Annotated in this window: 13 protein-coding genes and 1 pseudogene; 9 read left to right on the top strand and 5 right to left on the bottom strand. The window is 63.0% G+C overall.

From position 1 onward, the window contains the following. Positions 1-73: 73 nt before the first annotated feature. Positions 74-379: pseudogene (locus HUI96_RS19210) on the top strand (VOC family protein); the annotation flags it as partial. A 9-nt stretch (positions 380-388) separates the two neighbouring features. Here the strand turns inward: HUI96_RS19210 and HUI96_RS19205 are convergent. From HUI96_RS19205 to HUI96_RS19190, 4 genes are all read right to left on the bottom strand, one after another. Beyond that, positions 389-694: a hypothetical protein gene (locus HUI96_RS19205; protein ID WP_188256289.1), complete on the bottom strand. Its 306-nt coding sequence runs from the start codon at positions 692-694 to the stop codon at positions 389-391. Between the two features lie 193 nt (positions 695-887). Then, on the bottom strand, positions 888-1,436 hold the full coding sequence (fae, locus tag HUI96_RS19200) for a formaldehyde-activating enzyme (protein ID WP_188256288.1): 549 nt from the start codon (positions 1,434-1,436) through the stop codon (positions 888-890). Positions 1,437-1,698: 262 nt separating this feature from the next. Next, a complete protein-coding gene (locus tag HUI96_RS19195; RefSeq protein WP_188256287.1) occupies positions 1,699-2,814 on the bottom strand; it encodes a pyridoxal phosphate-dependent aminotransferase in 1,116 nt (371 codons plus the stop codon). Positions 2,815-2,826: 12 nt separating this feature from the next. Continuing rightward, positions 2,827-4,704 carry an ABC transporter ATP-binding protein gene (locus HUI96_RS19190; RefSeq protein ID WP_237684225.1) on the bottom strand — a complete coding sequence of 626 codons (1,878 nt, stop codon included), beginning with the start codon at positions 4,702-4,704 and terminating at the stop codon, positions 2,827-2,829. 374 nt (positions 4,705-5,078) lie between these two features. Between HUI96_RS19190 and minC the strand changes: the two genes are divergently transcribed. The 8 genes from minC to HUI96_RS19150 all read left to right on the top strand — a co-directional run bounded on the left by minC (position 5,079) and on the right by HUI96_RS19150 (position 11,557). Then, complete coding sequence (gene minC / locus HUI96_RS19185) at positions 5,079-5,849, top strand: septum site-determining protein MinC (RefSeq protein WP_188256286.1); 771 nt, start codon at positions 5,079-5,081, stop codon at positions 5,847-5,849. A 32-nt stretch (positions 5,850-5,881) separates the two neighbouring features. Beyond that, a complete protein-coding gene (gene minD / locus HUI96_RS19180; protein ID WP_188256285.1) occupies positions 5,882-6,700 on the top strand; it encodes a septum site-determining protein MinD in 819 nt (272 codons plus the stop codon). After that, positions 6,697-6,972 (top strand): cell division topological specificity factor MinE, encoded by a 276-nt coding sequence (minE, locus tag HUI96_RS19175; RefSeq protein ID WP_188256284.1) that lies wholly within the window; start codon positions 6,697-6,699, stop codon positions 6,970-6,972. The genes minD and minE overlap by 4 nt, the downstream gene beginning before the upstream one ends. Before the next feature lie 56 nt (positions 6,973-7,028). Further along, positions 7,029-7,217 (top strand): hypothetical protein, encoded by a 189-nt coding sequence (locus tag HUI96_RS19170; protein WP_188256283.1) that lies wholly within the window; start codon positions 7,029-7,031, stop codon positions 7,215-7,217. Positions 7,218-7,659: 442 nt separating this feature from the next. Further along, positions 7,660-8,484, top strand: a complete 825-nt coding sequence (locus tag HUI96_RS19165; RefSeq protein ID WP_188256282.1) for a class I SAM-dependent methyltransferase — start codon at positions 7,660-7,662, stop codon at positions 8,482-8,484. A 17-nt stretch (positions 8,485-8,501) separates the two neighbouring features. Then, a complete protein-coding gene (locus HUI96_RS19160) occupies positions 8,502-9,668 on the top strand; it encodes an ABC transporter substrate-binding protein (RefSeq protein WP_237684224.1) in 1,167 nt (388 codons plus the stop codon). Between the two features lie 69 nt (positions 9,669-9,737). Then, positions 9,738-10,787, top strand: a complete 1,050-nt coding sequence (locus HUI96_RS19155) for a FecCD family ABC transporter permease (RefSeq protein WP_188256363.1) — start codon at positions 9,738-9,740, stop codon at positions 10,785-10,787. Next, the gene (locus tag HUI96_RS19150) at positions 10,784-11,557 is read left to right on the top strand and encodes an ABC transporter ATP-binding protein (protein WP_188256281.1); all 774 of its coding nucleotides are present in this window, start codon (positions 10,784-10,786) and stop codon (positions 11,555-11,557) included. Before HUI96_RS19155 ends, HUI96_RS19150 begins: the two co-directional genes overlap by 4 nt. A 493-nt stretch (positions 11,558-12,050) precedes the next feature. On the opposite strand, the gene HUI96_RS19145 is transcribed toward HUI96_RS19150, so the two are convergent. Then, the gene (locus tag HUI96_RS19145) at positions 12,051-13,385 is read right to left on the bottom strand and encodes an MFS transporter (protein WP_188256280.1); all 1,335 of its coding nucleotides are present in this window, start codon (positions 13,383-13,385) and stop codon (positions 12,051-12,053) included. Positions 13,386-13,572 lie beyond the last annotated feature (187 nt).

Here is a 13,572-nt window from a genome sequence, read left to right as displayed (position 1 = left end):
AAATCTTTCGGGCGTCATCGCCTATGTCCAGGTGGACAATGCCCACTAGGCGGGAGAGCTCTACAAGAAGGCCTTCGCCGCCAAGGAGATCGACCGAAAGGCGGTGCCTGATGGCCGGCTGATCCACCTCCATCTGGAGATCAATGGCGGGGCGCTGATGCTCAACGATCCTTTCCCGGAACACGGGATGGGCTCCATGCCTGTCCAGGGTGTTACCCTGCACATCGTTTCCTCGGAGACGCGCGTCTGGTGGGACAGGGCGGCCGCCGCGGGACTAGACGTGGTGATGCCGCTCGAAGTCGCATTCTGGGGCGATCTATACGGCCAGCTTCGCGACCGCTTCGGCATCGCCTGGGGCATCGTCGGCCCGGCGGATTGAGCCGCTTGGTCAGGGCTGCATCCAGGAGCGGCTCGGCGTCACGCACTGGTAGACCCGGCAAGGGCCGTCCTTGGCCCGGACGCTTCGCCGCACCGGAGACTGTCCGCCGCGACAGTCCTGCCTGCTGCCGACATAGGTGCTGAAGAGCATCATCCCGGGCACGTTCCTGGACTGGTGGACAAGGAGGGCCGGACTCTCCTTGTCGAGTGCCGCGCCAATCTGAAGGCAGGACATGTCGTCGATGTTGTGACGATCCATCGCGCCCGCAGGCGCGGCGAGAAGAAGCGACAATGGAAGCATTCCCAGACACTTCATTTCACCCCTCCCTCTTGGATGCTGTCCCACGAGAAGAATACTGGCCGAGAAGCTCCAATGGCCAGTCCACATTTAGGGTATGATTTTGGGAATTATTCCTTTGACGTACCTCGTCCAAAATCGATGTGCTTTTGCCGCAACGATCGCGACGCCGACAGCGCCGCGATCGTCGACCATCAGCCGAAAGGCTGCGTCAGAGCTTACCGTCCAGCCCGAGCTGGTGGTATTTGTGCATGATCTTGTCCTGGTTCTCCAGCAGCCAGTCGATCGACGGCTCATTGGTCATGGCCTTGCGGATCGCCTCGGTGGTGCCCTTACGATGCAGGTCGAACAGGATCTTGTGGTCGAGATTGTCGTCCTCGATCACCGAAGGCGCCAGCCAGACCGAGCAGATGATGCCGAGATCATTGGCCTTCTCCTTGGGGATGATGCCGGCGCGCACCGCATCGAGTACGCCATTGGCGATAGCGAACTGAACCGTGCCCATCAAAATGTTGGTGTAGCGCGTGGTCTTGACCGTCACCTTGGACACGCACAACGTGACCGGGCGCACCATGATGTCGGTGTTGAGAAGCGCAAAGACGCGCGTATGGCCGGCCACCTGGTCGCCCACCAGAGTGGCAAGGGCGGTACCGACCGGACCGTCGAGTTCGCCGATAACCACTTCCGGCTCGGCCGCGGTTCCGGGAGGGCCACCTGCCACCAATGCCTCACCGGTGCGCAAGACGATACGATTGCTCATTCGAATTCCTTCCTGACAAATGGGGATTTGTGGAGGGCGGCTGACCCTGCGCCGCTGTGTGCTCCGGGCGCATGCTGAAACAGGCGACGCGCGAGAGGCAGGCTAGCAACTTAGCCCGCGTCGGGCGACTGCGGCATAGGGGCGCTGTGCTTGGCGCCGTTCCAGCGTAAACGGACTCGCGGAACGGCTCCAAGCGATTGCCTTGAGCGCATTTCCCGACGGCAGGATTCCAGACTTCTACGCGAAACCGGTAGACCGGCGGTCAGGATGACGCTCTTGCGTCTGCCACAGCCTTCGGCAATTCCTGGGCAAAAATGTCGAGCTCATGGTCCAGCCCGACGCTCACGCGGATGCAGCGGTCCAGCACCGGTGCCATCGGCTTGCGGATGAAGACGTCGCGGTCGAGCAGATTCTGCATGACTTTCAGCGCCAAAGCGCCGTCGCCGCCGCAGCCCATCGTAACGAAATTGGTCGCCGATTCGATCGGCGATAGCCCGTTATCCCGCGCGATCGCCGCGAGGCGCTGGCGGCCGGCCGCAACTCTTCGTTTCACCTCGGCAAGGTAAGCCTGGTCCGCGAGGGCCGCCAGGCCCGCGATCTGCGCCATCCGGCTCGTGCCGTAGTGATTGCGGACCTTCTCGAAGGCCGCGATGCTCTCTTTCTCACCGATCGCATAACCGCAGCGGATGCCGGCCAGGCCATACGCCTTGGAGAAGGTCCGCATCCGGATGAGATTTGGTCGGTCAATGTCGATGCGCGGCAGCGCCGAAGCCGGCGCCGTCTCGCCATAGGCCTCGTCGAGGACGAACATGGTGGTCTCGGGCAGTGCGTCGGCGAAGCGCATGATCTCGTCCGCCTCCCACCACGTCCCCATCGGATTGTCGGGATTGGAAAGATAGACCATGACCGCGTTCTCGCGCCGGACAGCCTCCAGCAGCCCTTCGAGATCCTCGCGGTCATTGCGGTAGGCCACCTTCAGCAGCCGGCCACCAGACCCGTCGACATGGAAGTTGAAGGTCGGGTAGGCCCCGAGCGAAGTCACAACGGTGTCGCCGGGGGCCACGAAGAGGCGCGCCACAAGGCCGAGCAGCCCGTCGATGCCCTCGCCGACGACCACATTCTCGTAGCCGACGCTGAGATGTTGCGCGATCGCCGTCCTCAGTTCATACCGTTCGGGGTCGCAGTACATCCACTGGTCCCGCGCGGCCTCCTGCATCCTGGCAATCACGTAAGGTGCCGGCCCAAAACTGCTTTCATTCGCCCCGATCCGGGCCCGGAAGGGCCGCCCGCGCGCCCGTTCCTGCGCCTCCGGCCCGACGAAGGGCACAGTGACGGGGAGGGCGTCGATGATCGGAGCCTGTCTGGGACGGAGCGTCATGGCGGAACTCTCCTACAGGTCCGGCAGGATCTGGTGATCGTAGAGCTTTCGCAGAAGGCCCTGGTTCTTCAAGAGCACCTTGGGATCGCCCTGCTCGACGATCTCGCCATTCTGCAGCACGATGAAGTTATCGGCTTCCATCACGGTCGAGAGGCGATGGGCGATGATGATGGTCGTCTTCGCGGCGGTAAGCCTTGCCAGCGCGTCGCGGATGGCGGCCTCGGCCTCGGAATCGAGCGCGCTGGTCGCTTCGTCCAGGATGAGGATCGGGCTGTCCTTCAGGAAGGCCCGCGCAATGGCGATACGCTGCTTCTGTCCGCCTGACAGCCTTCCGCCGTTTTCGCCGACATCGCTGTCGTAGCCCTGGGGCATCGCCGTGATGAACTCATGGGCGTTCGCGTCCCGCGCGGCGGCCTCGATCTCGGCGTCGCTCGCACCCGGCTTACCGGCCGCGATGTTGTAGCGGATGCTGCCTGAGAAAAGGAACGCGTCCTGCCCGACATAGGCGATGCGCTCCCTGAGCGAGTTGAAGGTCACGCGCCGGATGTCGGTGCCGTCGATCCTGACCTCGCCCGAGTCCGGATCGAATAGCCGCATCATCAGGTTGATGATGGTGGATTTGCCGCTTCCCGACGGACCGACGATCGCCGTCGTCTTCCCGGCGGGGAACAGCACCGTGAGATCGCGCAGGACCGGCTGGTCGTCGCGATAGGCGAAATGCACGTGGTCGAATTCGATCGCGTTGGGGCCGTGCGGCAGGGTGATGGCGTCCGGCCTTTCCGTGAGCGCGACCGGATGGTCGATGATCTGGAAGAGCATCCGCACTCCGACCATGCCGGATTCGATGCTGACCCGCATGCGGGCCAGCCGCTTGGCAGGCTCGTAGGCGAGCAGGAAGGCGGTTAGGAACGAGGCAAGCTCGCCGGGGGTGTTGCCATAGTCCAGAACAAGGACCGCTCCGAGCGCGATGACTGCGGCGATCGCCAGTCCGCCGAGGGTCTCCATCAAGGGCGATGTGGCGGCTTCGATCCGCGCGATCGCATTCGAGCGCCTTTCGACATTGGCGACCGCCCTGTCCAGGGTCGCCTCGAGTTGCGGCTCGAGCGAATAGGCCTTCACCACCCGGAAGCCGGACGTGGTCTCCTGGATCAGCCTTATGATGTCGGTCGTGGAGGCGATCTCCTTTTCCATGATGCGGCGCACCTTCGCCAGCAGCCACCGCATGCCGAGCAAGGCGAGGGGGCCGGCCACGAACACGATCAGCGACATCACCGGCTGCTGGACGAACATCACTGCGATGAGACCGACGATCGTGAAGAGGTCCCGCACGAAGGAGACCACGATGGTGTCGATGACGCTCCTGGCCGCCTGCGCGCTGCGGGTGATGCGCACGAGCAGTTCCGACGACACATGCGTCTGGATGAAGTGCATGTCGCTGTGGACGATCTTCCTGAAGATCTCGCGCTGCTTCTCGGCGATGATGCGGTTGCCGGCGCGGCTCAGGAAGTAGGTCTGCGTATAGGTCGCGACGCCCTTCACGATGAAGATTGTCGCCACCGTGCCCGCGATAAGGGAGGCGTAGGCGAGATCCGGCGTCACCAGCATACCGTTGACGATCTCGGCGATGATCCAGGCGCTTGCCGCCGTTGCCCCGGCGACGACCAGCATGGCCACTATGGCAGCGACGTAAAGGTGGGCCTGTTGCCGGAAATTCTCCTTGAACAGCCTGATCAGCAGGCCGGACCTCAGGAATTCGTAGCGGCTGAAGACCTTCTTCAGCAGGGACCCCGTGCCGTCTCGATTCGCCTCGGACTTGTCCATTCCGTCCAGCAAGAGCGCCTGCGCCTTGCTCTTCCGACGGGACTTGTCCTGCGGATTCATCATGTTCATGCCAGTTGGCTACACCCGTTTTGGCCGCTCGAGACGAAGGCCCCGCTCGAAACGTCTAACTGCTCGCGCGCTCCCCATAAAGGAAACGCGCCATACAGCAAAGTTGTGCCGGCGGCGATAGTCGCTTGTCCCGGAGAGGCGGCAAGGCGTGGCGTCGTGCCGCCACGATACGAGATGGAATACCCCGACCTTCCGCGAATGCTCGATGTTTTCGGCCGAATGTCGTGCGCCAAACGCCGCGACTCAGCTATCTTCGCCGCAACCTGCGTGATTCGGAACTGGTGGCCGCGCTTCGACTGCTGTGCCGGAAGAGGCGTTAACCGTTGGTTAACCATCATCCCCATACTGGACGTTGAAACAGAAAATTAACCTAGATGACCGAGACGCTAACAGATACGCGCCCCATCCGCCTCAAGGGTCGCTCCTTTCTGGCGCTGATGCTGACGCCGGAGTTGCCCATCGAGGGCTGGCTTGCCCGCCTTGACGATCTGGCGGCGCGTTCGGCTGGGTTCTTCCTTGGACGTCCTGTCGTCCTCGACGTCGAGGACCTGGACATCACCAAAGCCCAACTGCAGGAGTTGATCGCCCAACTCGGCCAGCGGAACGTCTGGATCATGGGGATCGAGGGCGCGCGTCCGTCGCTGCTAGGCCCCGGCATGCCACCGGCGATGAAGGGTGGGCGGCCAGGCCCCGACTTCGAGCCGCCCGCTCCCGAGGAAGCTGCCGCCGCCGATGCGCCGGCCGATCTGCGACCGGCTGCCGGCGAGAAGCCGCCGCAACTCACGCCGGTGACAGAGCCGCAGCCGAGCCGGGCGACGCACTCCATCATCATCACCGAGCCGGTGCGCTCCGGCCAATCGGTGATCTACCCCGAAGGCGACGTGACGATCCTCGGATCGGTCGCATCTGGCGCGGAGGTCATCGCCGGCGGGTCCATCCATATCTACGGCGCCCTCAGGGGACGCGCCCTGGCCGGCTCCGTCGGCAACACTTCGGCGCGCATCTTCTGCCGCAAGCTGGAGGCTGAACTGCTGGCGATCGACGGCCTCTACAAGACGGCCGAGGACATGGACAAAAGACTTCGCGGACAGGCCGTCCAGTTCTGGCTGGAAGGCGATTCAATCATGGCGGAAGCCCTCAGCTAGGCGCGAGAGAACCGGGGACAGGAGAGAGCGGAATGGCAAAGGTAATCGTGGTCACATCAGGCAAGGGAGGCGTTGGCAAGACGACCTCGACTGCCGCCCTCGGTGCCGCTCTGGCGCAGAGGAACGAGAAGACGGTCGTCGTCGACTTCGACGTGGGCCTGCGCAATCTCGACCTCGTCATGGGCGCCGAGCGCAGGGTCGTCTATGATATTGTCAATGTGATCCAGGGCGACGCCAAACTGCCGCAGGCGCTGATCCGCGACAAGCGCCTGGATACCCTCTTCCTGCTGCCGGCTTCCCAGACCCGCGACAAGGACGCCCTGACCCCCGAGGGCGTTGAGCGGGTGATGACCGACCTCAAGCGCCACTTCGACTGGATCATCTGTGACAGCCCGGCCGGCATCGAGCGCGGCGCCACGCTCGCCATGCGCCATGCCGACATGGCGGTCATAGTCACCAACCCGGAAGTCTCCTCCGTCCGCGATTCGGACCGGATCATCGGCCTGCTCGATTCCAAGACCGTCAAGGCCGAGAGCGGCGAAAGGATCGAAAAGCACCTGCTGCTCACCCGCTACGATGCCGTCCGCGCCGAGCGTGGCGACATGCTGAAGGTCGAAGACGTGCTCGAGATCCTGTCGATCCCGCTGGTCGGCATCATTCCGGAGAGCACGGACGTGCTGCGCGCCTCCAACGTCGGGGCGCCGGTCACGCTTGCAGACAAGACCAGCGCGCCTGCCCTCGCATATCTCGACGCTGCCCGCCGTCTCGCCGGCGAGACGGTGCCGATGACGATCCCCGGCGAGAAGCGCGGCCTGTTCAGCAAGATCTTCGGTCGGAGGGTGGCGGCATGAGCCTGTTCAGCTTCTTCAACAAGAAGAGCTCGGCACCGACGGCGCGCGAGCGCCTGCAGGTGCTGCTCGCCCACGAAAGATCGACGGTCGGGCACTCGGACCTTGTGGCGAAGCTGCGGGAAGAGATCCTCGCGGTCATCGCCAAGCACGTTCAGATCGACAATGACAAGGTGAACGTGAAGATGGACCGCGGCGAGAAAGTCTCGACGCTGGAAGTCGATATCGAGATCCCGCTGAACGCGGACGTGAAAAAGGATGTGAAGGCGGCCTGACGCCGCCTGCAAGCGGCAGGACGTCTGCCGCTTTACCTTGACGAAAGGAGACGAGCATGACGCGTGGCGCACTACTTGAGCGGCTTCAGGAACTCCAGCGGCTGCCAAAATTCCAGGACCGCGACATCTGCACGATCAGTGCAATGCTCTCCAGGGAAGCGCTTGCGAAGCACGTGCAGGTCTGCGAGTCGGCGGCCGGCCTGTCGTCGAGCGCCACGGCCGACCAGAAGGGCCGGACGAACTGACGAGCCAATCGGCCAAGCTTTTTCAAAGCAGAGAGCGCCAGCGCTGAAACTCGGTGCTTGACTGCGATCGTCGCCTGAGGGCGAACACGGGCGGACCGCGCATCAGTAACGCGGTGCGCCCTTTTTATTGGTCGGCTCGCTACCCCTGCCTCATGCTGACGAATCGTCAAGAGCGGACGTTCAAGCATAGCCGTCCTAAAAAGTAGCGTGATCGAAACCCTAGGCTACAAACACCGAACGAGGGCAATCGAGCGACGCGCTCTAGCCGGTGCCGCCTGTGATCTGGATCGGCGTCAAACATCTCCTTTAACAACTGCTTCGTGCGCTCCGAGTACGGCACTGACAGAATGTCGAGGCTGGAAGGGCGAAGCTCAATGAAACTTTAGTTGACAATTACACTCATATTTTTTTAGGAGCGTCGGCGAACTTGGGGGAGTTTGCGATGCGAGGGCAGAACTGGACGATCAAGGACGAGATCCGCGACTACTGGTCGGCGCGGGCCGAGACCTTCGATCTTTCGCCGGGACACGAGATCTTCGGAGACGACGAGCGTGGAGCCTGGCACACCCTCATCGAAAAGCACCTGGGTCCCGGCAGCGGCCGCAAGGCGCTCGACCTCGCCTCCGGCACCGGCGTGATCTCGCGGTTGCTGTGCGAGCGCGGCTACTCGGTGACGGGCCTCGACTTCTCCGAGCCAATGCTCGAGCGGGCGAGGGCCAAAGCAAAGGCACGCAGCCTCGATGCTAGGTATGTCATGGGTGATGCGGAGAGCACGCTCCTCCCCGACGAAGCTTATGACGTGATGATGACGCGGCACCTTGTGTGGACGCTGCCGAATCCCGCAGCGGCATTCGCCGACTGGTTCCGGGTGCTGAAGCCCGGTGGAAAGATTCTAATCGTGGATGCCGACATGACGGCGCGCAACTTGCGATCCCTGCTGCTGCGGCGAGCGGCGGCCTTCTTCAAGCGGTTCGGCCCGCCGGCCGCGACACACGGCGTCGACCGGGAGCGCCATAACCGCATCTTGAGCAAGGTGCATTTTTCCGACGGCGCGCGCGCCGAGGACATTGCGTCCCTGCTGCGCGACGCCGGATTCCGGGACATCGTCATCGACCGCGACTTCGCGCCCATTCGCAGGGCGCAGGGTCGCCATATGCCGCTTCACCAGCGGATCGATCGAGCCAGCCAAGACCGCTATGCGATCCAAGCCAGCAAACCAGTTCAACAGACCGCCCGGCCGGCCGGAGAGGCCCGGCGAGCGGCATGAGACAGATGGAGAGTGGTATGCTGGAGAACGCAACGCGGATGCGCGCGGCGGTCCGCCGTTCGCTGCTGGCGATTGCATGGCTGGCCGCCGCGCTAGTCGCGGCGACGGGCGTGGCGAGCGCGCAGGAGAAGATCACCGTCACCGATCTCGCCGGCCGCACCGTCGAGGTGCCGCATGGCGCCAAGAAGGTCATCCTCGGCGAAGGCCGCATGCTCTACGCCACGGTCGTGCTCGACAAGGACAACCCGTTCGCCCAACTCGCGTCCATCGGCGACGATCTGCCGAATTTCGATCCCGACACCTGGAACAAGTATCTGGCGCGCTTTCCCGATGCCAAGGACGTGCCGATGATCGGCGCGGCCGCCTCGGCCGACTTCAGCGTGGAAAAGGCGCTCGAGTTAGACGTCGACGTGTTGGTCGTCACGCTTGGCTTCTACGACAAGATCAAGGAGAGCGGCATCATCGACACGCTCGAGAAGGCCGGCGTCCCCACCGTCTTCGTCGACTTCCGCGAGCGTCCTACCCAGAACACCGTGCCGTCGATCCTGCTTCTGGGTCGGATCTTCGGCAAAGAAGTCGAGGCGCAGGCCTTCGCCGACTATTACATGGCGCAGATGCGGCGGGTTTACAACGTGACCACCCGTCTGAAGCCCGATGAGCGCCCGACGGTCTTTGCCGAGCGCGCCGCCGGCCTAGACCCCGCCGTCTGCTGCAACACCTTCGGCAACTTCAATTTCGGCGAATTCGTCGCCGAGGCCGGCGGCTTCAACATCGGCACGAAATACTTCACCGGGGTCAGCGGCGTGCTCAATCCGGAAGCGCTGGTCGTCGAGGACCCGAACTACATCCTTGCCACCGGCGCCAACTGGTCCGGCTCGAACCCCGGCAACATCGCGGTGTGGCTCGGCTACGAGGCTGATCCCGCCAAGGCCAAGGAACAACTCCACGCCCTGATGCAGCGGACCGGCTTTCCAGAACTGGCGGCGGTCAAGGCCAACAGGGTGATGGCCATCTACCATCAGTTCTACCAGAGCCCCTATCACTTCGTGGCGGTGCAGGCTTTGGCCAAGTGGCTGAATCCCGACAAGTTTGCCGATCTCGACCCGCAGGCGACGTTCAAGGAACTGCACGAGCGGTTCCTGCCCTTTGAGGTCAGTGGCGTCTTCTGGACGACTCTCGACTAAAGCCCGGCGCCGGCGGCCGGGCCACTGGCCGCCGCCTCTCTCGAAACGCGGAGTGCAGCCTTGGCGGAGATGACCATCATGCGGGCCGGAGAACGCTATCGCCGCCGCATCTTCCGCAACTCTATGTTCGTGGCGGGCGCGTTCGCCGCGCTTGCTGTCGCCGTCTGCATCGACGTCGCCATCGGTCCCGGCTGGTACAGCCCGCTCGAGGTGCTGACCGCGCTCGTCTCTCCCGGCAGCGTCGAGCCCAAGCTGGCGATCATCGTGTGGGATGTGCGTCTGCCCGTGGCGGTCATGGCCATCTTCGTCGGCGCCATGCTCGGCGTGGCCGGCGCCCAGATGCAGACCATCCTGCACAATCCGCTCGCCGATCCCTTCACGCTGGGCATCTCGTCGGCGGCGAGCTTCGGCGCCGCACTCGCGATCGCGCTCGGCATCGGATTGCTGCCTATGGGCGGCTCCTTCTTCATCACCGCCAACGCCTTCTTCTTCGCGCTGGTGACGTCGCTGGTGCTGTTCCTCTTCACCCGCATGCGCGGCGTGACCGTCGAAACCTTCGTGCTGGTCGGAATCGCGCTGTTCTTCACCTTCAACGCGTCACTTGCCTTCATCCAGTATCAATCCTCGGAAGCTCAACTGCAGCAGATCGTGTTCTGGATGATGGGCAGCCTGGCGCGCGCCAGTTGGACCAAGATCGGCATCTGCGCCCTGCTGCTGGCTCTCGTCGTTCCCCTGGCCTGGGCTCGCAACTCCATGATGACGGCGCTCTCCATGGGCGACGAGCGTGCTGCCAGCCTCGGCGTGCCGGTGGTGCGGCTGCGGCTCGAGATGCTCACCTCGATCTCGCTGCTGGCGGCCACGGCGACGGCCTTCGTCGGCACGATCGGCTTCGTGGGCCTCGTCGGGCCGCACATCGCACGCATGCTGGTGGGCGAGGACCAGCGGTATTTCCTGCCTGTCTCGGCAGCCGCCGGCGCGATCCTCCTGTCGGCCGCCTCGACCCTGTCGAAGGCCATAACGCCTGGTGTGATATACCCGATCGGCATCATCACCGCGCTGGTCGGCGTGCCCTTCTTCCTCAGCCTCATCCTGTCCATCCGCAAGGAGACGTGGCGATGAGCCTGGAAATCAGCGGCCTTAGCTTCGGCTATCGCACCCACAGCCTGTTCGACGGACTCACCGCCTTACCGCTCAGGCGCGGAGAGCTCGCTGCCCTGGTCGGGCCGAACGGCGTCGGGAAGTCGTCTCTCTTTCGCCTTGTGGCGGGCCTGCTGAAGCCGTCCTGCGGCACCATCCATCTCGACGGTCACGACACAGCCACCATGTCGGAGCGCCGCCGAGCCGAGCGCGTCTTCCTGCTCACCCAGCATACCGCCATGCGCGCCACGCTCGGCGTCTTTGAGGTCGTCCTGTTGGCCAAGCGCGGCTGGAGCGGCGGCAAGGCAAGGCCCGATGACATCACGCGGGTGGAGCGGGTGCTCGAGGAACTCGGCATCGATCATCTTTCGGACCGGCTGGTGACCGAACTGAGCGGGGGCCAGCAGCAACTGGTGGCGCTCTGTCAGGCGCTGGTGCGCGACCCTGACGTGCTGCTGCTCGACGAGCCGACCAGCGCGCTCGATTTGCGCCGCCAGCTTGAGGTCATGCATCTCGTCCGGCGGGTGACGCACGATCGCGGCATCGTCACAGTAGCCGCCCTGCACGATCTCGGGCTGGCCTGCCGCTTCGCGGATCGTTTCCTGCTCCTGCATGAGGGGAGGATTGCCGCCGATGGGCCCGCCCGCGAGGTGTTGAGTGCCGGAGCGACAAGCAACGCTTACGGCGTGCGCCTCGCCATCGAAGAGGCCATGAACGGCTCGCTGATGGTTCATGCCGATCTACTGAACTAGCCTAGACGGTTCAGCGCCAGCAGTTGCGGCGGTGCAAGGCGCTTAAATTTCCTGCCGCCAGCAGCCCCTTCCTCCTATCTGTAACTGGGAACGTGGCGTGTGCTTATGCGGCCGCTGGTAGAGGGCAGGGGACCGGAAGCCAACCTTCTCCAGTCTGTGAGGCCTTCCTTACATAGTTATCCGGCAATGAAGCTGTGATAGGCGTCGCCGCAGTCGCCTCGATTCCCAAGGGAGCGCGACGGCAGCGTCGCAATCGCTGGAGGGCTTAACCTCCTCCAGATTACGCGGGCTGAGATTGTAGGCCAGGTACCAACGCACACACAGCAGAATCACCGAACGGTCGAAATGACGTGCCTTTGAACAAAAAGCTCTCCGAACTAGGCGAGCCTTCATGACACCGATCTCTTTGACGGCGAGTTTGCGACCAACCCGATTTTTACAACGCTGCAGATGTGTCTGGCTGCCGCGATGGCGGCAACCAGACTTGTCGTGCTTAATGGGAGATTGCCTCGAGCGATTTGCCTTTCGTCTCGATGCCGAAGACGCCGATGGCGATCGCTGCAAGGATAAATGAGCCGGCCCCTAGCGCGAACACTCCGCTATTCCCCATGACTGGGAGCACGATGCCGATGGCAAAGGGGCCGATCAGGGAGCCGATGCGGCCGATTGCTGAGGCACATCCTGCGCCGGTCGCCCGAGACCGTGTAGGATAGAGCTCCGGCGTGTAAGCGTAGAGAACCGACCACATGCCGAACAGGAAGAACTGCATAATCAGGCCGAAACTGATCAGCATAGTTTCTGTTGCCGCATTGCCATAAAGATACGCCGCAGCTGCGGAGCCAATCAGCATCAACATCGCCGTCGGCTTGCGACCCCATTTCTCCAGAAGAATGGCCGCGGCGATAAAGCCGGGCACGCCGGCGAGCGAAATCATGATGGTGTAATTCACCGATGTCGTTACGCTGTATCCGGCCTCCTGCAGCAGCGCGCTCAGCCACGTCGTGAGCCCATAATAGCCAAGCAGGGCAAAGAACCAAACCGTCCAGATCATCAGTGTGCGGCTGGCATAGCCGTTCGACCACAGTTCGATGAATGAGAATCGCCTGCTGCGCTGCGTTTGAACCACCTCGGCCTTGGGCTGCGGCAGAGTCTGACCAAAAGGCAGGCGCTTCACAACCCTAGCCTCGATTTGGCTCATGACTTTTTCAGCATCCGCGCTGCGCCCGCGGTCGGCCAGCCACCGTGGGGATTCTGGCACAAAAATGCGCACGACGAGCAGGAAGAGAGCGGGGAACGCCTGGCAGAGGAACATGGTCCGCCAGTCGAAATAGGTCAGGAAAAAGAGACTGAGAAGGCCGGCGGCGATGAAGCCGATAGGCCAGAACCCTTCAAGAATGGCGAGGTATCGGCCACGTTTCGCTGTCGGCAGGAATTCCGAAACGATCGCCAGCGCGACAGGAAATTCCATCCCCATTCCGAAGCCCAACAGCAGGCGCGCATAGCCCAGCGTCTCTGCGTCAGGCGCGTAGTAGCACCAAAGACTGCCGGCACCCCAGAAAAGCATGCTTACCTGGAAGACCAATTTTCGTCCGATGCGGTCGGCCGCCATGCCAGCGATGGCGGCACCAAGGAACATTCCGATGAAGCTCATGCTCGACAGCAAGCCGGCCTGAGCGGTCGTCAGGCCGAACTCGGAACGTATCGATCCGAGCAGAAACGTTAGCGATCCGAGGTCAATTGAATCGAAAAACCAGGCGGTCGCGATGATTCCGAAGATCATCCGCTGGTAGCCCGTCATTGGCAAACGATCGAGCCGCGCTGCGATCATTGCGTCTGACGCTGTCGCAGTCGCGCTTGCGGCTGAACTGAGCCCCACTGGCTTCGCTCGCCCGATAACTAGGGTTGTGTCTGTCACGTTACTCCTCCTATGACAAACTGCAATAAACGAGATATACGGCTAAGATGCAACCGGTATATCAGGTGCATGCCTGTGATAGCGGAGATGCGTTGCGCGC

The sequence above is a fragment of the Pseudaminobacter soli (ex Zhang et al. 2022) genome (assembly GCF_014595955.1).
In the GTDB taxonomy this organism is placed as follows: Bacteria; Pseudomonadota; Alphaproteobacteria; order Rhizobiales; family Rhizobiaceae; genus Kumtagia; species Kumtagia pseudosoli.
The sequence above is the reverse complement of the archived record's forward strand: the minus strand, read 5'-3'. Positions and strand labels throughout refer to the sequence as shown.

What these genes read in the sequence shown, in the direction of transcription:
- HUI96_RS19205 (WP_188256289.1), bottom strand. Translation starts at nt 694, where the DNA reads ATGAAGTGTCTGGGAATGCTTCCATTGTCGCTTCTTCTCGCCGCGCCT.
- fae (WP_188256288.1), bottom strand. Translation starts at nt 1,436, where the DNA reads ATGAGCAATCGTATCGTCTTGCGCACCGGTGAGGCATTGGTGGCAGGT.
- HUI96_RS19195 (WP_188256287.1), bottom strand. Translation starts at nt 2,814, where the DNA reads ATGACGCTCCGTCCCAGACAGGCTCCGATCATCGACGCCCTCCCCGTC.
- HUI96_RS19190 (WP_237684225.1), bottom strand. Translation starts at nt 4,704, where the DNA reads ATGAACATGATGAATCCGCAGGACAAGTCCCGTCGGAAGAGCAAGGCG.
- minC (WP_188256286.1), top strand. Translation starts at nt 5,079, where the DNA reads ATGACCGAGACGCTAACAGATACGCGCCCCATCCGCCTCAAGGGTCGC.
- minD (WP_188256285.1), top strand. Translation starts at nt 5,882, where the DNA reads ATGGCAAAGGTAATCGTGGTCACATCAGGCAAGGGAGGCGTTGGCAAG.
- minE (WP_188256284.1), top strand. Translation starts at nt 6,697, where the DNA reads ATGAGCCTGTTCAGCTTCTTCAACAAGAAGAGCTCGGCACCGACGGCG.
- HUI96_RS19170 (WP_188256283.1), top strand. Translation starts at nt 7,029, where the DNA reads ATGACGCGTGGCGCACTACTTGAGCGGCTTCAGGAACTCCAGCGGCTG.
- HUI96_RS19165 (WP_188256282.1), top strand. Translation starts at nt 7,660, where the DNA reads ATGCGAGGGCAGAACTGGACGATCAAGGACGAGATCCGCGACTACTGG.
- HUI96_RS19160 (WP_237684224.1), top strand. Translation starts at nt 8,502, where the DNA reads ATGCTGGAGAACGCAACGCGGATGCGCGCGGCGGTCCGCCGTTCGCTG.
- HUI96_RS19155 (WP_188256363.1), top strand. Translation starts at nt 9,738, where the DNA reads ATGACCATCATGCGGGCCGGAGAACGCTATCGCCGCCGCATCTTCCGC.
- HUI96_RS19150 (WP_188256281.1), top strand. Translation starts at nt 10,784, where the DNA reads ATGAGCCTGGAAATCAGCGGCCTTAGCTTCGGCTATCGCACCCACAGC.
- HUI96_RS19145 (WP_188256280.1), bottom strand. Translation starts at nt 13,385, where the DNA reads ATGATCGCAGCGCGGCTCGATCGTTTGCCAATGACGGGCTACCAGCGG.